The organism is Bacteroides finegoldii DSM 17565 (genome assembly GCF_000156195.1).
GTDB classification, from domain to species: Bacteria; Bacteroidota; Bacteroidia; order Bacteroidales; family Bacteroidaceae; genus Bacteroides; species Bacteroides finegoldii.
The window spans coordinates 74,642-97,061 of record NZ_GG688325.1 but is presented as its reverse complement, the minus strand read 5'-3'; the positions used below and the strand labels follow the sequence as shown (position 1 = coordinate 97,061).

At 42.0% G+C, this 22,420-nt stretch carries 14 protein-coding genes; 5 read left to right on the top strand and 9 right to left on the bottom strand.

Annotated features, from left to right (window positions below; translation table 11 throughout):
• Nucleotides 1-5: 5 nt before the first annotated feature.
• A complete protein-coding gene (locus BACFIN_RS08285; protein ID WP_032839655.1) occupies nucleotides 6-1,931 on the bottom strand; it encodes an alpha/beta fold hydrolase in 1,926 nt (641 codons plus the stop codon).
• Nucleotides 1,932-1,946: 15 nt separating this feature from the next.
• Entirely contained in the window at nucleotides 1,947-3,881 is a 1,935-nt protein-coding gene (locus BACFIN_RS08290) for a glycoside hydrolase family 127 protein (protein WP_007754266.1), read from the bottom strand.
• Nucleotides 3,882-4,045: 164 nt separating this feature from the next.
• Between BACFIN_RS08290 and BACFIN_RS08295 the strand changes: the two genes are divergently transcribed.
• A complete protein-coding gene (locus BACFIN_RS08295) occupies nucleotides 4,046-4,828 on the top strand; it encodes a HipA family kinase (protein WP_004305885.1) in 783 nt (260 codons plus the stop codon).
• Nucleotides 4,806-5,189 carry a DUF3037 domain-containing protein gene (locus tag BACFIN_RS08300; RefSeq protein ID WP_004305884.1) on the top strand — a complete coding sequence of 128 codons (384 nt, stop codon included), beginning with the start codon at nucleotides 4,806-4,808 and terminating at the stop codon, nucleotides 5,187-5,189. The genes BACFIN_RS08295 and BACFIN_RS08300 overlap by 23 nt, the downstream gene beginning before the upstream one ends.
• A gap of 25 nt (nucleotides 5,190-5,214) precedes the next feature.
• On the opposite strand, the gene BACFIN_RS08305 is transcribed toward BACFIN_RS08300, so the two are convergent.
• Entirely contained in the window at nucleotides 5,215-6,831 is a 1,617-nt protein-coding gene (locus BACFIN_RS08305) for an alpha/beta fold hydrolase (RefSeq protein WP_007754263.1), read from the bottom strand.
• Between the two features lie 236 nt (nucleotides 6,832-7,067).
• On the opposite strand from BACFIN_RS08305, the gene BACFIN_RS08310 reads away from it, so the two are divergent.
• Nucleotides 7,068-7,910, top strand: a complete 843-nt coding sequence (locus BACFIN_RS08310; RefSeq protein ID WP_007754261.1) for an aldo/keto reductase — start codon at nucleotides 7,068-7,070, stop codon at nucleotides 7,908-7,910.
• Nucleotides 7,911-8,147: 237 nt separating this feature from the next.
• Here BACFIN_RS08310 and BACFIN_RS08315 read toward each other — a convergent pair whose 3' ends face one another.
• Nucleotides 8,148-10,100: a glycoside hydrolase family 97 protein gene (locus BACFIN_RS08315; protein WP_007754260.1), complete on the bottom strand. Its 1,953-nt coding sequence runs from the start codon at nucleotides 10,098-10,100 to the stop codon at nucleotides 8,148-8,150.
• Nucleotides 10,101-10,170: 70 nt separating this feature from the next.
• Nucleotides 10,171-11,052 carry an AraC family transcriptional regulator gene (locus tag BACFIN_RS08320; RefSeq protein ID WP_032839653.1) on the bottom strand — a complete coding sequence of 294 codons (882 nt, stop codon included), beginning with the start codon at nucleotides 11,050-11,052 and terminating at the stop codon, nucleotides 10,171-10,173.
• A gap of 120 nt (nucleotides 11,053-11,172) precedes the next feature.
• Between BACFIN_RS08320 and BACFIN_RS08325 the strand changes: the two genes are divergently transcribed.
• Together BACFIN_RS08325 and uxuA are read left to right on the top strand one after the other, a co-directional pair.
• Nucleotides 11,173-11,988: an SDR family oxidoreductase gene (locus BACFIN_RS08325; RefSeq protein ID WP_007754258.1), complete on the top strand. Its 816-nt coding sequence runs from the start codon at nucleotides 11,173-11,175 to the stop codon at nucleotides 11,986-11,988.
• Nucleotides 11,989-12,023: 35 nt separating this feature from the next.
• Nucleotides 12,024-13,211, top strand: coding sequence for a mannonate dehydratase (uxuA, locus tag BACFIN_RS08330; protein ID WP_007754256.1), 1,188 nt, complete (start codon nucleotides 12,024-12,026; stop codon nucleotides 13,209-13,211).
• A 403-nt stretch (nucleotides 13,212-13,614) separates the two neighbouring features.
• Here uxuA and BACFIN_RS08335 read toward each other — a convergent pair whose 3' ends face one another.
• From BACFIN_RS08335 to BACFIN_RS08350, 4 genes are all read right to left on the bottom strand, one after another.
• Nucleotides 13,615-17,112: a family 78 glycoside hydrolase catalytic domain gene (locus BACFIN_RS08335; protein ID WP_007754255.1), complete on the bottom strand. Its 3,498-nt coding sequence runs from the start codon at nucleotides 17,110-17,112 to the stop codon at nucleotides 13,615-13,617.
• Nucleotides 17,113-17,532: 420 nt separating this feature from the next.
• Nucleotides 17,533-18,957: a glycosyl hydrolase family 28 protein gene (locus BACFIN_RS08340; RefSeq protein WP_007754254.1), complete on the bottom strand. Its 1,425-nt coding sequence runs from the start codon at nucleotides 18,955-18,957 to the stop codon at nucleotides 17,533-17,535.
• A gap of 16 nt (nucleotides 18,958-18,973) precedes the next feature.
• Nucleotides 18,974-20,287 (bottom strand): alginate lyase family protein, encoded by a 1,314-nt coding sequence (locus BACFIN_RS08345; protein ID WP_032839652.1) that lies wholly within the window; start codon nucleotides 20,285-20,287, stop codon nucleotides 18,974-18,976.
• 71 nt (nucleotides 20,288-20,358) lie between these two features.
• Nucleotides 20,359-22,413, bottom strand: coding sequence for an IPT/TIG domain-containing protein (locus BACFIN_RS08350; protein ID WP_007754250.1), 2,055 nt, complete (start codon nucleotides 22,411-22,413; stop codon nucleotides 20,359-20,361).
• Nucleotides 22,414-22,420 lie beyond the last annotated feature (7 nt).

Genomic DNA, 22,420 nt, shown 5'->3' with positions numbered 1-22,420 from the left:
TCATTTTACTGTTCAATATTGATTAAAAATTCTTCTAAAGCTGCATTGAATTCCTCCGGTCGCTCCATATTCATCATGTGCCCGCAATCCTCTATGATTTTCAGCTTTCCATTAGGTAGATATTCCAATATGGGAGGATTTTTTGAAAATTTGTTATCAGAAGAATGACCTTCTACAATTAAGGCAGGTACAGCAGGGTGACTCTTCTTCAATTCTTCAATAGCATCCAGCCCTGCTACTACCCGTACTTCTTTGTGTAGCGGTTGCCACGCATCCCATTCGTCAATCATCTGCCACAAAGGCACACGCATCCGTTCACGCTGGCTACCACCGGATTTCATTAATCCTTCAAACCACTCTTTCTTCATCACTTCCACTCCTTTCTTTTTCAGGGCAGCTATTTCGTCATCACGTACCTTTGCTTCCTCTTTAGTCATCGGTTCACTGGGACCTTTGGACTTTCGGATGTTTCCACTGGCTAAAAAAGCCGATAACATCCGGTCTGGGAAATACGCCAACATATCAGCAGTGATAAATCCCCCCAAAGAAAGTCCGACGATATGCGCTTTCTTGATGTGCAAAGAGTCCATCAAAGTAACCAGATCTTCAACATGCATAAATTGATAATCTTCTGTTTGGGAAGAAGAAATGCCGTATCCTCTTAAATCATAGCGAATGACATGATACTTTTTCGCAAACACAGAAAATTGCTCATCCCACATACGATGGTCAAGCGAATGACCGTGTACAAAGATGATCGGTTCACCCTGACCGGCTTCCTCATAGTATAGAGAGCCATTTCCTACATTGATACGTCCTTGTTTGACAACCAATGGCTTCCCTTTCAGTATTTCCGAAACGGTCCGTGAAATGACAGGGCTGCCAAAGAAAGAAGAGAAACCGTCTTCTTTAGCAGAAGAACCTGTTACATGAGAAATGAAGAACCCGTAAACTTTATCGTGTTTATTTATCCACGGATAAGCACCGGCCCATCCCGGTGAACTAATCTGATAAGCTTCGCCTGTCTTTTTATCTATTAATTCACGCCATTCTCCTAATCCGTAGATTCCATTGTGGGATTGTCCCAGTCCTTTCGCTACATAATTATCCGAGTCATTCGAAGGAATTATGGCGCCTTTCACTTGGTCGGCCTGCATTTCTTTCACAGTTTCTGCTGATATAATTTGCTTGCCATTATACATTCCATCGTGATAAATCATGGACAGGAAGTGAAGATAATCATTCATTGTAGTACACAGTCCGCCCCCTAACATGGGTGCATGTCCGCCGTCCGTGTTGATTGGGGTAAAATGAGAGTTCTTCATTTCCAAAGGTTGTGCCAGCAGTTCCTGAAAAAGAGTCTCAAACTCCTCTCCCATCGCCACTTCTGCCATTCTTCCGGCAATTTGCATGGCAAGTCCACCATATTCAAAACGAGTGCCGGGAGTAAAGATTGTATCCAAAGGAAGAATTTCAGTGACTGCCGAATCCAAATGATTATAGTTATCTACACGGGGCTCGGGAAGATATGGACGTACTCCTGATGTATGGGATAATAATTGCCGGAGAAGAATCTTACCTTTAGCATCGTCTTTAAATTCCGGCAACCATTTTTCTACCGGATCATCCCATCCCAAATCAGTACGGTCTACCACCGCGCCTATGACAGCAGCCGCTACCCATTTTCCGGCAGAAGCGACATATACTTTTGTATCGGGTGTATAATCCCGATAGTTCTTCTGAAAAATGACGGTATCATTCTTCACTACACAAATGGATGCTCCGGGGTAATATCCCTTGTCTACCCATCCTTGGATAACAGAATCCAAAGAAGAGAAGTTATACCGACTTCCCTGACCGGATGATATTTTGCAAGAACCGGACAAAAAGCAGATACTTACAAAAGCGGCAATTAATAAACGATTCTTCATTTCGTTGTTTACTATCTATTTTTCTGATTGTAAATCCCAATATACGACATAGCGCTGGCGATGCAAATCGTATAGCGGACGAATCACATCTCCTTGTTCTGTCGTAAACTTCAAATCACTTCCTACACGTTGCAAAGCACGTTCAGGGTGTTTCTTATCTAGTTTCAAAGAGGTACGCAAATGTGCAGGGACATGAAAATTATAGGTATAATAATCATTATAAAGAGCAGGATTTGAGAAAGGAGCAGGTGCTTGCATACCTTCAGTTCCCCGTTCTCCCGCCAATACCAACGGACCATATAATAAAGCTGCCTTGTTCGGATTATCCGGGGTAGCCTCCAGTTTGATTTGCATCGGATAAGTAGCCGAGATTTGGTCGTCATCTTTCCATTCACGGGTAATGGCAATATAAGAACCAGGTTTCTGTTTCACAGATATTTTCTTACCATTTACCAACACTTTTACATCCTTGCTCCACGAAGGATAGCGCAGATAAATAGTCGTGCGGACAGGATTTTCTGCCTGAAGAGTAAAACGTGTTGTTTCTTCCTGTGGGAATTCCGTTTCCTGACGGATTGTCAGTCCTTTTTCTTTCCAGGTTACCTGTGAAGGGATAAATAGATTTACATATATTCCCTGATTGTTATGGTAGTAGATGGCTTCTCCAAACTTTGCATGATTCTCAAATCCGCTACCTACGCAGCACCAAAAAGAGTTCTCTTTTGTGCTATACAGTTTATGAGACCCGGAAAGCAAAGGCAGAAAATAAGCTACCATACCTGTTTCAGGGTCTTGTTGTCCCAAGATGTGATTATACAATGCCCTTTCATAATAATCCGCAATAGATGAATCGCCCGTCCAGCAAAAAAGATGGCGGCTAAGTTTGAGCATATTATAGGTACAACAAGTTTCTCCGGTATAGCCGGTCAGATGTTGGGATAACTTCTTCGGATCAAAGTAGTGTTCTTTGTCACTGCTACATCCCGGAGCAAAAGTATGATGGTCAATCATGGTGTGCCAGAAGAATTCCGATAGTTTCCTGCTTGTCTCGTTGCGGGTTAACTCGTAGTTACGGGCTTCGGCTATCACTTTCGGGATGAAAGTATTGGTATGCTTCGTTCCCAAGTCATCACGAAGTTCTTTCAATGGGTCGATTACGTCATTGTGGTAGAAATATTCCGCCAGCCAGCGATAACGTTCATCTCCCGTTATTGAATATAAATTATAGAATGACTCATTGATACCACCAAATTCATTGCGGATCATAAGCTTACGTGTTTCTTCACTAAGGGGTTTCAATTTATTGTATGCCCAATCCCCCATTCGGGTGACGATAATCAATGCTTTCTTATTATCCGCATACAGATACTGATCTATCAGCCCGGAGAAAAGTTTGTGCAGAGTATACCAGGGAGCCCATACACCTTTTCCCTGAATATTCCGGTTTATCAGTTCCTCGGGCCAGGCACTCAAATATCCGTTTTTCAGTGCATTCTGCACTTCTTCCAATCCGTTAACCAAGCTATCGCCTTTCAGTTTGAATATCTCACTGCCGGTAGCTGCGTACATCAAACCAAGTGCCGAGAGCATGTGTCCGGTAGTATGTCCGCGAAGTTCGCAATCCAAAGATTCCCAACCACCCAGTTTCTTTACTGTCATATATCCGCCCTCACGTCCGGCAAATACACCGGCATTGGTACGGAAGCTATGTAGCAGACGATTCACATCTATTGACGTCATCCAGGCAGAATCCCGAAGCATATTATCACGGAAACGACTTGGCAACAGGCGAACATCTTTCAAATCAAAACTTTCCGCCTGAAGGGGAGCCACTGTTTCCTTTTTCAACTTTCCCTGATGTTGTCCGGGATATACAGATTGAGCTGACACTATACCCGATACTGTCAATGAACCAAACAAGATTGCCGTAACTAAAACTTTCTTATTCATATTATTTCTATCTTTTATCTATAAGATACGAACAAGGTGCCTTAAACACTCAAAGCCACAAAATTATTTAATTAAGCTACAATTCTTTAATTTAAAGCCCACTTTCTTATAAAATTCATCTGAAACGTCCTATCTTTATTCCCCAAATTAAAGAAAGGAGCTACATGGATTTACGTACGGCAAATGTTACAAGATATATTCTTCCTCTGCGTGAGGGAGGCTCATTGCCTGCTCTAGCCGAAGCTGACGATGAATTTAAGTATGTAGTCAAATTCAGAGGGGCAGGACACGGAACAAAAGCGCTGATTGCCGAACTGATTGGTGGGGAGATAGCCCGTGCACTGGGTTTCAGAGTCCCCGAAATAGTTTTTCTGAATCTGGACGAGGCCTTCGGACGAACGGAAGCAGACGAAGAGATACAGGATTTACTTCAATGGAGTCGAGGACTGAATATGGGATTGCATTTCCTTTCCGGTTCGTTGACTTTTGATCCGATAGTACATCAAGTAGATGGAAAAACGGCTTCGCAAGTAGTATGGCTGGATGCCTTGCTGACTAACGTAGACCGTACCATTAAAAATACCAATATGTTGATATGGCACAAAGAACTATGGCTGATAGATCATGGGGCGTCCCTTTATTTCCACCATTCCTGGACTAACTGGCAAAAACAGGCACTGGTTCCTTTTGTACAAATAAAAGACCATGTATTATTGCCGTTTGCCGATAAACTGGAAGAGGTAGATATCGAATTCAGACAGATATTGACTTCGGATAAAATCCGTGAGATAGTCAATGCTATTCCCGACGACTGGTTGAACTGGACAGAAGGCACAGAAACTCCACAGGATTTGAGAGACATTTATATTCGATTTTTAGAAGAAAGGATGAAACATTCCGAAACATTTGTAAATGAAGCGCAAAATGCAAGAAAGGCACTTATATGAATACGCAGTCATCCGTTTCGTTCCTAAAGTAGAACGGGAGGAGTTTATCAATATGGGGATTGTGTTGTTTTCCAAACAAGCTAAATACCTGAAATCCCTCTATACGATAGATGAGAACAAACTAAAACTATTTTCTTCCGAACTGGATATGAATTGCCTGAAAGAAGGGTTACAAGTCTTTGACAAGATATGCATGGGAAATAAAGAGGGAGGAGCCATAGCCAATATGGATATTCCTGACAGATTTCGTTGGCTGACTGCAGTAAAAAGTTCCTGCATACAAGTATCTCGCCCACATCCGGGATTTTCTACTGATTTAGATAAGACTTTGGAAAGATTGTTCAAGGAATTAGTACTCTGATTCCTTGAACAATCTCTTTGTCAAACTAACGGGCAGTAATATAAAAGCTCTGTTCTACTGCTTCAGCAGTCTGCACTTTAGGTTCTCCGCTACGCCCATATTGCCAGGCTACCACTGTCACCTTTACCGGAAATTTTGCACGTGGGGGAATTTTAGTCAATACCAGTTTATCTCCCTTTATCTCTGCCGGACCTTCTTTTACATAATAGTAAACCGGAAGGCCGGAGTCAGCAGTTCCATTTAAACTTATTTCTTTCACTGAAGCTTTTACATCGGATAGTTTCGGGAAAATTATACGTTGGGGTATCCCTTCCTTATTCCGGTAAGGAATACGAATCTCTACCTGCTGAACGGCACTCCGGTATTTATGATCCTGTTTTACGGAAGCCATCAGGCAGATGCCTCCTGTACGTTTAGGATTATCCAATCCCATCCGATAGAAACGAACAGTAAAAGTTGTATCATTCACCACTTCCACCGGACCGCAAATTCTCGACATTCGAATGGGATGCGTACTGTGTTCTTTTGAATATTCGTTCCTTAACGTATCTGTGTACACTGCTTTCAGGTGGAAAGTGACTCCGTCCGCTTCGGGTTGAAAAGAAGGAGACATACGTACATGGGATTTCGGATTGAAAGTGATCAGTTTTCCTTTTTGCTCAAAACCGATATACTGCTCTGTCTTTCCACGCTCATTGGCGTAATATTTTTCTGTGGCATCTGCCATTTCCTTATCAAAATACCAAAACGCATGGTTCTTGTCTCCTTTATACTTATCATAGGAAGCGGCTTCGGCTGTAGGCTTTTCATTCTTTCGCCAACGGTCTGCCAGCCAGCCATTCTTTGCTTCTACCGGAATTAACTGAATCGGAGCATCCAATGACGAATGCTCCGGCAACCGATATTCCACTGTCTTTTTCAGAAAGAGGGAAAGATAATCAATCAATTCATCGGATATGTCGAAATGTCCGTGTCCTGCATCAGCAAGAAATGAAAGGGGAGCATTCGGATATTCACGACGATAATCGAAAGAGGTTATCAACCGGTCTTCCCACCATTCGTCCTCTCCCATCACCATTAATGAGGGGATACCTTCAATCGTACGGGTTCCCCAATCCAAATTCGCACGCCCGTAACCCGTCAAATGAGTTCTGGGAGAATCACCGTGAATAGAGAGTACGGCCAATGTACGTTCAGGATTCCAGGCGGCAAAGTTCCACGGATAAGTAGCCATTGCCGAGTGTCCGATAGGTATAACCGGGGCAAACTCCAGTTCTGTATATCCGCTTATTTCAGACAAGTTCTTCATCATTGTTTCAAAGATTTGTTGGGTACCTTTTGTCACGTCCCAGCGTTGGTCTATTCCGGGAGTGATCCATATCTCTGCAATTCCCAGTTTGCCCATATTCTTCCGAAATTCAGGATGCTCGAAAATTGTTTCTTCGGTCATATTGTGTTGCCCGATGATGACGGCACGGACTTGTTTACAGTTTTCCGGTATCCATAGATAGGCAGAAGGGTGGGCGTTTGTCTCTTCTGAAATCAGCTCTTTTATTTCCACTGACCATTGCCAGGGGGCTGCTGCCACCTTAGCAACCTGCATGAATAATGACAACAATACAACAAGAAAATATTTATTCATAATGCTTCTTTTAATTGATTTAACTTCCTATACTACGAATATGAAGAACAAAATACTCAAAAAACGACTATATAATAGTAGATATTAAATGCAAAGATAGAGTTATCCGTAAAAAAGGTAGCAAAACCCGTAATCTATATAAAAACAGATTACCTTTTACAGACTAACTTTGCATAGAGGAAATAAAGATAATAAAAACATTAGAATACGCTTTTATTTTAATAATATACTCGATTATGGAAAAAGTAAAATTGAACAATGGCATTGAAATGCCTATTTTAGGTTATGGTGTTTATCAGGTTACGCCTGAAGAGTGTGAACGTTGCGTGTCGGATGCAATCAGTGTGGGCTATCGTTCTATTGATACGGCACAAGCCTATCATAACGAAGAAGGTGTTGGAAATGCAATCAGTAAATGCGGCGTACCACGTGGGGAACTGTTCATCACTACAAAAGTATGGATTTCAAATGCCGGTTACGAAAAAGCTAAAGCTTCTATTGATGAATCACTTCACAAATTAAAAAGTGATTATATAGACTTACTGCTCATTCATCAGCCATTCGGTGATTATTATGGAACTTACCGGGCTATGGAGGAAGCATATAAGGCTGGTAAACTCCGTGCAATCGGTGTCAGCAACTTCTATCCTGACCGCTTTATAGACTTGGCAGAATTCTGTGAAATTACTCCTGCCGTCAATCAGGTAGAGACACACGTTTTCAACCAACAGATAAAGTTGCAGGAAGTAATGAAAGAATATGGTACTAAAATTATGTCATGGGGACCGTTTGCTGAAGGACGAAACGACTTCTTTACCAACCCGACTCTCCAGGAAATCGGTAAAGAATATGGCAAATCAGTGGCACAGGTCGCACTGCGTTATCTGATTCAACGCAATATCATCGTGATTCCTAAATCGACTCATAAAGAACGTATGATGGAGAATTTCAATGTCTTTGATTTTTCATTAGCACCGGATGACATGGCGGCCATCGCTGCGCTTGATACAGCTAAAACACTCTTTTTCTCCCACTATGATCCGGAGATGGTGAAGTGGTTGATTAATTATGGTAAATAGTGGTAAGTAGTAAATCCCAATAAAGACTACAAATGGGAATTTAGCGGTTAAATGGGAATTTTGCAGTTCGGCTGAAAGCTTTACAATTATATATTTATTGGGGTGCCCTGAAAGGGCTTAATTATATAGCGTAGGGCGTTGCCCTACGCTATATAATTAAGCCCTTTCAGGGCACCCCAATAAATTATCATTTACTTGTCATTTTCACATACTCAATGACCATCAAAATAATTTGAGTCATTTCTTTAGCGGAGTGAAATGCAATGCGGCTCCGCCACTCGCTTTTAGCTTCAAAACAAGCTTATCTCCGGCTTTTATCTTCTTATGAGTACTGCGTACTTTTGTGCGTGTATTCAATTTGTCGTCATCTTCGTACAGGTGAAGCATATACTTCTTACCCGGTTCCAGAAAATCCGTAGTCAATGTAATTGTGCGGGCTTCCGTATTCGTCATTGCTCCTACAAACCAGTCATTCCCCGAACGACGTGCCTGAACGATATATTCACCAATCTCTCCATCTAACGCGCGGCTGTCATCCCATACACTCGGAATTGCTTTCCAAAATTCCAGTTCTTCTTCTCCCTGATAGAATTCCGGTCTGTCATACCAAAACATAAATTGCAAAGGACTGTAATACACAGCTGCCATCGCCAACTGATGTGCTTTCGTATTCTTCACCCGGTTATTGAAATAGCAAAGCGTATAGTCTCCTGCACCTGCCAGATAGCGGGTAAAAGGAAGAGTCGTATTGTGTGTGGCATCCGGCATTTCTTCATTTCCACGAATACCTTCCTGCGTCATCAGGTTAGGATAAGTACGGCTGAAACCTGTCGGACGATATTCGTCATGAATATCTACCATCAGATCATATTCTCCACATTGACGAACTGCATCATGCAGCCAGGTACTCCAACGCTGATTACCTATCTGCACAAAACCGAACTTGACACCTTTCAGCCCCCATTTCTTATACAATGGCAATAAAGTATCCAACTGCTGCACTAATGCGCGCTGATTGACATACACCATAAGTCCGATTCCTTTCGATTCGGCATATTTACACAAAGCGGGTATATCAAGGTCTTTATCAGGAGAAACAGTAGTAGCGTCCGAACTCATTTTCATTTCCGGTCCGTACCATCCTGCATCCATGTGCACATACTGAATACCACGTTCTGCCGCAAAGTCAATGGCTGCTTTTACTCTATCTTGTTTCAAGTCGCCCGAACGGAATACTTTCCCGGGTTTGATCCAAGAAGTATCAGCCAGTTTGCAAGCCGGATTCAGATTCAAGACAAGATCATTATTATTAATTAAATCGACCGGACGTTCGCCAACCATGATTACACGCCACGGAGTACTGTAAGGAGAAATAATATCGACGCTACTATACAAGCTTGTCTCCAAAGTGGAAGGTTTCTCTGCCGATAAACGGAATTTACCACGAACATAATCCACCATTTCTGCTTCCAACAAAGCTACTGATAATCCATCAGGAAGTTTCAATGTCAATGGACGCTCACTCTCCTCTTTACCCCATCCTTTCAACGGACGAAATTCATAAGGTCCTTGCGCCCAACGTTCATAATACGCCATCGTTCCTTCAGGCATTGTGAAGCTAGTCTGCTCACCGACAATATGCAAGAAAAGCCCGTTTGTCATTTCCGGAAAATGATAGCGGAAAGCAACTCCTTCATTATAGGCGCGAACTATGACATTCATAAAGTAGTTCTTACGCTTATCATAACCACCGTCCTGATTGCCTTTTCCTTCCCCTTTCTTGAACTTCAAAGTCATCTCATTATAGCAATCACGAACCTCCGCACGCTCGCCATATACAGGTTTCCATATTTCGTCCGTTTTTTGATGTTCAGTCCCTGTCAACTTCAAATTCTCACACCAAAAATGACAAGTATCATTCGGTATACCCAACGCTGATTCAAATAACTGATTTTCAATCAGAACACCCAGTTTACTTTCTTCAATCACCGGACGATTCTTATAAGTCAAGGTATAATACATTTGTGTATTATCCTCTCCTACCGCACGCTGATAAAAGGTAAAACGATAAGCTCCGTCGGGAGACGTCAGTTCCTGACGGGTTTCTGTCATCACATCTTGCGCTTTTATCAATGCCGGTATCACCAACAACAAAAGCAAAATTCTTTTCTTCATTCTATTTACGCTCATGTTTATTCATCTTTTCTATTATATACGAACGAGGAAGAAATTATACTCAAATGTTTATTGCCTGAAAAGCTTATTCCATCTGCTCTCTATATAAAGTAGGTGTCATTCCTGTCACCCTTTTAAAAATGCGGTTAAAATGTACAGGTGATTCAAATCCGCAAGTAGCACTGATTTGAGATATATTCATCATACTACTATTCAATAGTTTACAAGCATATCCGATACGCATATCAAGTACATACTCTTTGAATGTTTTTCCTGTGTTTTCTTTAAAGTATCGGCAGAAAGCAGTAGGGTTCATCGCTGTATAAGAAGCAATTTCATCCAGACCGATAGACTCGGTATAATGTTTATTCAAATAGGCAATCACTTTTTCCATTCTTTCATTACGCATAATCGAAGGAGACGGAGTATAATGAGAAGTAGTCAGATATTTCTTATGATTGCTAGTAGCCATCATCTGTAGAAGTGAAAGCAACAGGATAATTTGATCCGCTCCTTTGGCAGAAGGAATTTGTTCCAATAACTTAATGATTTTCCCCGAACGGGTAATTGTGAATTTAATTCCTCTGCAAGCATCCTCCAATAAATTCCTGATAGGAATAAACTGGGAGTATTGAGAAATAGAATAATGCATAAAATCTTTCTCAAACTGAATATTGACTCCTCTTACTTTCAGTTCGGATTTTTCTTCATTATCAGATTCTTCCCCGTCGTCCGGTGGACTTTGCATACTATGAGGCAGTTCGGAACCGAAAAGAATCAAATCACCTTTTGAATAGGAGATAATGCTGTCACCCACCAGACAATCCCCCTCTCCCTTCTCCACATAAATAATTTCATACTCACTATGAAAATGCCACGGATACGTGAAACGTGGATATTCATAAAAGCGGGCACGGACGGGATTAGAAGTCGTAATAGTCAACTTCTCATTCATTATCTTCTTCATAAATCTCCTTTCTAAACTGCTTTTGCAAAGATAGGTAAATATCTTGCAAAAATACGCATCATAGCATGTATAAAAACCCGCTATTTTTGCATCCATTCATAAAAACATTTGATAGAAAACATGAACGAATTATTTAGTATTGCCGGTAAAGTTGCTGTTATTACCGGAGCAGGTGGTGTACTGGGCGGAAATATTGCCCAACACTTTGTACAGCAGGGAGCAAAAGTTGTAGCTATTGACATTCGTCAGGAGCAACTGGACAACCGTGTGGCTGAACTTAAGCAATACGGTAACGATGTAATCGGCATCATCGGTAATGTACTTGACACCGCCAGCCTGGAGAAAGTAGCCGAAGAAGTCGTAGCCAAATGGGGACAGATCGATATTCTATTGAACATTGCCGGTGGCAATATGCCGGGAGCTACTCTCGAACCGGATCAGCACTTCTATGATATGGACATCTCTTGCTGGGAAAAAGTGACTAACCTGAATATGAACGGTACAGTTTATCCGTCTATGATATTCGGTAAGGTAATGGCAAAACAGAAGAAAGGATGCATCATCAATGTATCTTCTATGGCTGCTTATAGTGCTATCACCCGTGTACCGGGTTACTCGGCCGCTAAAACGGCAGTAGCCAACTTCACCCAATGGCTGGCAAGCGAAATGGCACTGAAATACGGTGATGGTATCCGTGTAAATGCTATCGCTCCGGGATTCTTTATCGGTGACCAAAACCGTCGTGTACTTATCAACCCGGATGGTTCATTGACCGACAGAAGTAAAAAGGTGTTAGCCAAAACTCCGATGAATCGTTTCGGCGATATCAAAGAATTGAACGGTGCTGTACAATTCCTGTGCAGTGAAGCCGCTAGCTTCGTAACCGGAGCAATGCTACCTATTGATGGTGGTTTCAGTGCATTCAGCGGAGTTTAAGCAATAAATAATAGCCTGTTATAAAGAGAAAGACTATGATGGAAAAGACTTGGAGATGGTTTGGCAAAAAGGATAAGATAACCTTGCCGATGCTCCGACAAATAGGGGTAGAAGGAATTGTCACTGCCCTGCATGATGTACCGAACGGTGAAATATGGACAATGGAAGCTATTAACGATTTGAAATCATATATCGAATCTTATGGTTTACGTTGGTCGGTAGTGGAAAGTCTTCCTGTATGTGAAGCAATCAAATACGCAGGAGCGGAACGTGAACAGTTAATTGAAAACTACAAAATAAGCCTTGCCAATTTGGGTAAATGCGGTATAAAGACAGTATGTTACAACTTCATGCCCGTTATCGACTGGATACGTACAGACTTGCAACACCCTTGGCCGGATGGTACCAGTTCTCTGTATTACGACCATATCCGCTTTGCTTATTTCGATATCCGAATCTTGGAACGTGAAGGAGCTGAAAAAGATTACACTGAAGAAGAACTTCAGAAAGTTGCCGAGTTGGATAAGGTTATCACAGAAGCAGAAAAAGACGCTTTGATTGATACGATCATTGTCAAGACTCAAGGTTTTGTTAATGGCAATATCAAAGAAGGAGATAAAAATCCGGTTTCCATCTTCAAGCGGTTACTTGCTTTGTACAAAGATATAGACCGGGATGCTTTGCGTGAAAATATGCGTTATTTCTTATCTGCAATCATGCCTGTATGCGAAGAATATGGAGTTAATATGTGCGTACATCCGGATGACCCTCCATTCCAGGTATTAGGTTTACCACGTATCGTTACCAATGAAAATGATATTGAATGGTTCCTGAATGCCGTAAATAATCCTCATAATGGATTGACTTTCTGTGCAGGCTCTTTGAGTGCAGGCGAACATAACGATACACGTGAGTTGGCTAAGAAATTTGCAAAAAGAACTCATTTCGTACATCTGCGCAGCACAGCTGCCATGCAAGGTGGAAACTTCATTGAAAGCTCCCATCTTACGGGAAGAGGACATCTGATTGACCTTATCCGTATCTTCGAAAATGAGAATCCGGGATTACCGATGCGTGTAGACCACGGACGAATGATGCTGGGAGATGAAGATAAAGGCTACAACCCGGGATATTCTTTCCACGGACGTATGCTAGCTCTTGCACAAGTAGAAGGAATGATGGCTGTAGTGGATGATGAGAAAAAACGACAGATAATATTATAATCATCACAGTATTCACAATAATAAAGGCTTCGTGAAAATCAAAGCTAAAACAGCCTTGATCTCATGAAGCCTTTAATTTATCATTTTATTAATATCTGTTTAGTCTTGCCCTCTCTCAAAACCAAAGGTTTCCTTTCTTCTTTCTGTGCCCATTGCTGAAGGGCTTTTATGGCTAATCGTTGAAACATTGCTAACTAACTTATTTATAATCAATACAAAGATGGCATACTTAGCGCAAATCCAAAGCAAAATATAAGATTTTTATATTCAAATCCAAAGCAAAAAGTATTCATTCTGTGCACAAAACCAAAGCAAGTTGTTACAAAAGAATATTTCCAACGCGTGAGATGTCCTCTTATTCCCCTATATCTGTTCTTTCAAGATATAGGGCTTTCTTCTGTCTTTATTTGATTCCAAAGGAATATCTGCCGGCCAAAAGCCGCAATACTAACCTACCATCTTCTATTCCGACATACTCTATCCCTTTGCTTTTCTTTAAAGTTCTATTCCCCTCAACAATGTTCTTCACTGAAGTTGCAGGAAGATGTAACGTTGCAGTTGTATTTGCCGGAACTGTACACTGATAAATAACTGCATCTTCTTCTACTCTCCAACTACTTTCGATACGTCCATACATAGAATCATAATATCCTTTGGCATAAGTCATATTCCCACAGGTATCCACTTCCGGTTTCAGCACAAAGTGTTTAAATCCGGGGAAGTTTTCATCCCGTTCTATACCTAAAGAGTAATTGTACATCCATGCGCCAACTGCACCAAAAGAATAATGATTGAAAGAATTCATACGGTTATTTCCACCGAATCCATCTTCATGGGTATAGGAATTCAACCGTTCCCAAATGGTAGTGGCTCCTTGCTCCACCGAATACAGCCACGACGGATAGTTCGTCTGCTGTAACAACTTGTACGCCGCCTCACTGCAACCATTATCGGACAATGCTTTACTAATCCATGCCGTCCCGATAAAACCGGTCATCAACGAATAAGGAGGACACCATCTGCCTTGCTCTGTCCTATTTTCTCTGACAATTGTTTCCATCAGATTCTTGACAAATTTCGGTTTATTCTCTTCATCAATGATGCCGAATACCAACGGGAGGACATAAGAAGTTTGTGTATCCACCAACGTTCCCTGCTTCTTCGGTACGAAAGCGGAGTGAATGGTCTTGCAGGTTTCCGGTTGCAGGTAAGTGCTATTGAAGAAAGCCTTTCTGTCGCTGTGCAACTTCCGATATTCTTCCGCATCTGTAGTCTTACCCAAGATAGTGGCTATCTTGCTCATTAATTCGAGGTCATAAATAAAATAGGCTTCCCATAAGAGAGATTTATCATTCCTGTTATCTTCAAGACCGAGCCAATCACACAAATCACCCCATGCCCTGCTCTGTACAAGCAGATTTGTTTTCGGGTCGATGGTCTTGTCGAGGATATAGGAAATATATCGTTTCATGGCGTCATAGTGTTCAGCCAAGAGAACTTTGTCTCCGTATTGCAGGTAACACTCCCAAGGAACTGTGATTCCGGCACTTCCCCACAGCAAACCACCGAATCCTCCACCCAAAGGAGCAATGTCCGGAAAGCGACCATCTTCCCGCTGTACATCACGCATAGAACGAAGGTATCTTCTCAAAAATTGAGGTACGTCCGCCAGGTACGTAGCCGTACGGGAGAATACGGAAATATCTCCTGCCCATCCCAAACGTTCGTTCCGTTGAGGGCAGTCGGTGGGGATAGACATAAAATTGGCAAAGGAAGACCAAGTAATATTCTCCCACAACTTATTTACTTTCTCGTCCGATGTTTCGTAACGGGAAGCCAGCTCGTGAATGGAGCTAAGCACTACTCCTTTCACCGACGCTGCGGGAAGGGGTTCATCAATACCGGTTATTTCCACAAAGCGATAACCATGATAGGTGAAACGGGGAAAAATCGTTTCTTCACCTCCTTTAGCGATATAGATGTCCTGTGCCATGGCAGCACGGATATTCTCTAACATAATCATTCCGGTGTTACCTTTATATTCGGGCAAATCCGGATATTTCACTTCAGCAAAACGCAGACATATTCTTGTTCCGGGTTTCATACCGGACAGTTTTATCTTAGGTACACCGACCATATTCTGTCCCATATCATAAACAAATACACCGGGGCGTACTTCCTCCACCGAGAGGGCGGTCAGCTCCTTTTTTGCTTTTACTGTCTGGCCGAACTGCCCTATCAGTTCAAAGTCGGAATAATCATTTACCCGAGGTTTATCCGGATTTCCTTCCATACTGACGTTGCCTTCCAAAGCTACTTCACAGGCAGGTTTCCAGTCTACGGCGTTATAGGAAGCCGTACTCCATCCTTTCACCCTCGCATCACGCAAAGCGTCGTATACTTCTCCCTGAAAGAAGCTACCATAACAGATAGGACCTCTATTGTAATATTGCCAGGTAGAGGGTTCGGTTATTACAACCTTCTCCTGTCCATCTGCATAAGTGATTACCAGTTTTGCCAGTAATGACTGGCGGTCTCCGAAAAAGTTCCAATTATCTCCTGTAAAGGTTGCTCCTCCGCTCCACCATCCTTCGGACAGTAAAGCACCGAGTGCATTTTGACCGGAATGGATATATTCTGTTACGTCAAATGTCTGATATAAGTGCGTTTTGTTATATTGGGTGATTCCGGGATTGAAATAATCATTCCCTATCCGTCTGCCATTCAGATATACTTCATAGATACCGCGTGAAGTAACATATAACCGCGCCTTCTTTATCTTCGCCTCCGAAGAAGCAAAGAGCGTTCTGAGCATGGGAGCCGAATGGGATTCAGGAGCAAAAGTAGTGAAAGTGTCCGATATCCTACCAACTATACGGCATACTGAATCTTGCAACGTAGTAATTACATTCGCCGGACTTCGAAAGTTTGCAATTTCTACTTTTGAGAAAGAAGCTGCCTGACCGGCAGGAACAAAATACCCCACATCTCCTACCACCGGAAAAGCGATAAAGTCACCGCCCTGCCCTAAAGGATTCAGATTGACAGAGCCGATCTGCTTGTCGGTATTGTCCACATAAAACTGTGTAAAACCTAAATTCGAGCGAAGGGTCACCGTGTGCCAATCGTATTTATTATGTTCATTGACCATCTCCTGCGGAATAGCGAAACTTTTATAAGGAATGTCTTTCTTATCATCCGGATGGTAGCCTACACGATATATATTCAACACCGCATCTTGCCCCGAAAGCAACGGAGTGATATTCAATTCAACCTTTATATATGATTCGTCTTTTTTGTTTTCCAGCTGATAGAGGTTCTTATACCGTTCCATCAAGCGCTCATCATTCGCTCCATAAATAAATCCCGAACAGGTGGTCCTTGTCGTTTCGTCCAACCGCAAGGAGAAGTTCAACTTAAAAACCGGAAGATAATGGGAATAGAATGTCCTATCCTCATCCCCTGCTCCAATCCATTTCGCACCGCCCCATCCCTCATAGGCACGATCACTACTCATCAGCCCGGTTTCGAACCAGGAAGAAGCGGATACTTTTCTATGTTTCGTATCCCATACATGAACCGTCCACTGATAGCGGGTAGCAGCTTTTAACGGAAGTCCGGCATATTCAATATTCAAAGATTGATCATCGGTGATTTTCTTTGAATCCCATACTTGCACGCCAGCCTCATCGATTACAACGATTTGACGAGCTGTCTGCAATAAACCTCTTTCATCAGTATCTCCCTCCATTTGCCAACTGAAACGGGGGTTCTCTACATCAATTCCCAGCGGTGTCACAGCATATTCCACTTGCAGTCTTTTCAATTGAAAAGGAGAATCAGCTACACTTGGTAAATTGTTTATCAATGTAAGGACTAGAAGGTAAATGTATCTTTTCATTTCGTATCAGTATAAGAATAGTGCAAGAATAAGAGCATTTCAGCTATGGGAGTTAATATGATGGCAGCATGAGAGTAACTGTTTACTGCCCCATACTTCATATATTAACCTTTAATCAAACAGAGAAGCTCACAGCAGTGAGCTCTTCTATCCACAAATGTAAGCCCAAAAGCCCACTGCTGTGAGCCTGTCTATTCACACCTGTAAGCTCTTGAGAAACAAGACAGCTTGCAAGAAGAATATAAGGAGCCATCATTACAATACTACAGGCCGACATAATATCCAACGGGGTATGAGAGCAAAAGTTACCCTCATGCTACCATCATACTTACCCTCATAGCTCAAGCACCGATGAATAAGGGGATTCAAGAGACTATGAGGGTATGACAGCAAAATTGAATAAAACTTTTAGTTGAAAAGTTACTTTATTCTCACTTTTCCTACAAAATCTTTCTTATCCACGTTCAACTCTTCCAATGTAGTCACCCGTTTACCGTTCAATACGATATTCTCGAACAGAATATTCTCTACTTTGCAGTTCTTATCATAACCTTCTATCAAGGAAGGATTGATATACTTGCCTGTACAAGAGATATTACGGAACACAATATCCTTCACGCCTCTTCCCGGACCGGTATTATACTTTTGGTTATACATCACACGAAGATGGAACAGTTGCCCTTCCTGAATATTTTCGACCCGAATATCCTCGAACGTTATGTTGCGTGCCAAGTTATGGTCTCCAACGTTGATGGTCATACATCCTTGATAATTGCGGTCGTCTTCATCATGCTCCAAGATATCGATATTTTTGAATAACATATCTTCGAGCACTTCATCTCCCGTCTTTGTATTGCCATGCGTACCGATATTAATGGGGTGCGCAATATCAGCCCAAAGAGTAGAATTCTGAACACGTACTTTCCGGCAATCTCCATAATAATTCCAACGGTGAGTATAGAAAGCAAGACAATCATCGGAATTACGCAGAAACACATCATCAATGACAATATCGGAGCAAGACATGAAATCCAGTCCGTCACTCCACCCTTGATAGCTGAATGATTTCAGGTTTTTGATGGTTATTCCTTGACTTTGTCCGCCGGAAACGGTATAGTGACGTGAATTGACAACAGTAATTCCATCAATCAATACATTTTTGGAATATGCCACCGATATGCCCTGTTGCGGTTCGAGCAACATACCATATCCCAGAATCTTCACATTTTCTACGCTGTCACAATTAAGACAGCCTTTCAGCACTGCCCCACCTTCCAAATAGACCGTAGTGTTGGAAGGAATACGGAAACACTTGCCTGCCGCATCGGTAGGTTCATGGATACCGGACTCAAAATACATCACGTTCGGATCATTCTTATCAGGTATATCCTTAATTATCGGATTGGCAAATACGTGCAGATTATTCAAACAGTCACCGTTAAATTCTACAGATAGTTTTTGTGGCTTATCCAATGTGAACAACAGAAAGTTCCCGTCTATCTTCGGCTGAATGCCTTTAGATAGTGGACGTACTATTGCCGAACGGATCTCTCCATTGTTCTTCCGTATTAATACTTCCACTTTACCGGAAAAATCAAACTGCACCATAGTTGCATCCGATTTTGTATCCATATCCACCTTTACGTTATATTCGAAAAGATCTACCCAATCTTTTTCACCTGCTTGCCGTACTTTTACTGTGTAGTCGTCGTTGTGACGGGCATAGTATATACCTTGCGGGACAGGGTATACGAGTATTTCCGCCCGTAAAATACTATTCCACCCTAACAACAATAAAAATACAACTATCAACTTTAATGATATCTTCATATTAAATAAATTCATTAAACACATTCTGCTTTTATCTTGCAAACATCAATGTACCGAATCCTAATACATCGTAACCGCCGGAATTGGGATCATAATATCCACCGCCACCTTCTACACCCACATATTCCGTAGCGATTTTAGTATATTTCAGTTTTTCATCCGACATATTTTTGATACTCTTATAATGATAATACGGCAATGCCCAAATAGCACGTTTCATCCACTTTCCACCTCCTACAACTGTCTGTTCTTCCGGAGAAATGCCATTCCACTGATTGTGTTTTTGCCATATATAAGTAGTGAAAGGCACGGTTTCCTCTGTATAGTTGCAACATGCAGCATACTCACATCCCCGCAAGAAAAGATTATCATCATACGCAAAGAAATCATCTCCCTGACTCCATGCTAACTGGCAAATAACACCAACCAAACCGACACACATTAACGTATGGCCCTGATCACGTCCACTTTCCTGCCATTGTGCAAAATTGTATTCGGGTGAATAGTCGTAATAGATAGCACGACGCAAACGTCCGTTTGTCACTCCCGACTGGAAATGTTCAATACCTTCATTATAAATATCACGCCTATCGGTGACAATGCCAATAGCGATTGTAGAAGCAATGTTGCACAATCCCCAGTTTGCCCAATAATGCAAGTGGTTAGTATCATGATGACGCACCAGGAAATCCTTATTGGCCGGATAGAATACTTTTAATAACCACTGTTGAAAGGCCAGAAAATCTTCGGGATCCCAACCTTCATATTCCCGCAATAATTGACCGGCAATGGCGAACTCATAACCATAAAGCCCTGCAGCCAAAGAAACATTAGAGTTGCCAGTAACTCCAACACAGGTCTGTACCCATTTATTCAAGTTTTCAACAGCCTTAGCGGCATATTCATCATCATTTTCTATCTTCCAACGCAATGCCTGCTGGTAAGCTATTGACGCTCCACGTGCTGCATTGATATAGTTTTCCCCTACCGTTGCCCCATTTATAGTCACTGCCGCTCCACGCACAATATACTCAACCGGATATGTATCCGTATTTTTCTGAGAGAAAGAACTCTCTTTCAACATCTGATAACCCGTGATCCACGGCTCTTCCATGTCTTTTTTCTCACGAATACGGGCAAAATCTTCTTCAGAATGTATACCAACCTTTTCCATAGGTACTGAGTTGTCTTTCAGTTCAACTTGAACAAGATTGATATTATTGTCCGGCAAAATAATTTTATTTAAATCGGTTTCTACACCTAAACTCGGCAAATCAACGCCATCACCGCATCCTGCGAAGGAGAAGAGGACGAATGCGGCTGCTATACAATATATTTTTCTCATAATAATTTTCATTTTAAAGATTCGGTGCAAGTAATGCAATCGTTATAAGACTGCATTACTTGGGTAATTGATTATTTCAACAGAACTTTGATAGACGATATTTTTAGTGCTCTATTACTATCAAAATGAACAGCAAATCCTAGGGTCGTTTCACCCTCATAATCTATAGTAAGATTTTCAATAACGAAACGTTGGTCTTTGTAATTTTCGCTATAAGTTTCTCCTGGCATATAAAAATCAACCGATTTAAGTAGGTTTGTATTTTCTGTCCAATTTCCACTTGCATCCATATTAGGAGTTTGCTCTTCCCCTCCCTTAGAGATAAATAAACCGGCTTTCTTTCGACCGCTTCCGTTTGTGGCAAGTTCTGCCACATCAATCACTACATCATAGACGCCCTGAGGTATATTAAAGGTCTGGAACATCTTTCCATTCATTTTTTTGGATCGGCCTTCCCATCCGCTTTGGATTACCAATAATCCCCCTTGATCATTCATATACAACCCTTCTCCAGGCATTTCAATTTCAGATTCATTATGGCAGAAACCATCATTGCCAGCACCATAGTTAAATTTCCAACCTACGGGTGTGCAATGTCCGCTCGTCTTTCCTTCTTTGGATTCGAACGGCTGTTTCACATTGGTTAATATATAATCCGAAATATCACTTCCCGCTTTCAACATATTCAGCTTATCGCCGCTCACCACATCCACCACAACATCATCAAACTTGAGCGTTATCACATCTTCCCCTTCAGCACATTGCTCAGAGACGCTAGCAGTAATTTCCGTATCACTTACTACTGTATAGTTCAAATCTTGTCCTCCGAACGTGGCACTGGAGATTGTACTATTCCGGAAGCCTGTTCCTTTGATAGTAACAGTATTACCTACTTGAACAGCTTTTGAACTGAACTTATTATCAGTCTCAACGGAAGTGATTACGGGCGACGCCAATATTTCAAACGCCGCATAGCCTCCCATATTCATTTCAACTCCATGAATAGTCATTGACAAAGGAATCTCACCAAACGTTGTCAATGAAGGAACCTTAACCGTAAAGGTGCTTTCATCCACTATTGTTATATCAGTAGCCGGAGTTTCACCGAACATCATCTGAATATCTTCTTTGGCAATCGTTCCAAGGTTTTCGGCAACAACGGTCACCACTGCACCTACGTATCCTTTCAATGGCTCAATACTTGTCAGCACCGGATTCGGAAGAATCTCAAAGTCTAAAGTCTTTTCTATCTTCTCGAAAGGAGTAGTTACAGAAATCGTATAATCTCCCGGCGCAAGTGTGGCAGGTATCTGTATATCCAACAGTTCATCTTCTTGTGTTTTCACTTCGGCTTCCACAGCATCTCCTCCGGCTTTAGGAGTGAAGAATGCTTTCACTGGTTGCAACACTACCGTTTCATCCAGCACCGCCTGATTGAGATTTGTTCCGCTGACGGAAGCCATTCCGGTGGCATATCCTGCCGCCTCTCCTTTTACAGCATCCAATGCGGCATGCTTAAGAACAGTAAATGCGACGGGCACATTGACCGGCTTGTCTGTAATATTAAGTTTAATCTCCCCACTTTGCGCACCTTCCGGCACTTTCACAGAGAAACTTTCCATTTCCGGTTCCGCCATAAATGTAGCACTTTCCTCTTTTCCACTAAACAGTACTTTATAATGAGCTGAAGGAACTCCTAAATCGTGACCATTAAATTTAATCTCATCGCCGACAAAACCATACGAAGGAATCACCGTCCTAATACCCGGAACCCCGAGTACGTCGTACATCAATTGCGTATCTACACGTTGCCCGTAAACTACTACGGAGATACGCCCGGCAGTGGTACCCTCCGGAACTCTTACGGTCAGTTCTTCATCTTCACAAGAGATGAGTTGCAATTTCGTATTGCCGACAAATACCTCCACATCATTTGCGATTATGCCAAAATTTGTCCCGTAAATAGTAAATTCATTTCCCACGTAACCAACTGCATCCGAAACGGATGTCACCGTCACGACAGGATCCTGATTCTGCATACGGATGACTTCTTCATCATCCCCGTCGCACGATGCAGCAAATACCGTAAACAAAACCGGCAGTATATAATTATATATCTTCTTCATACTTGTT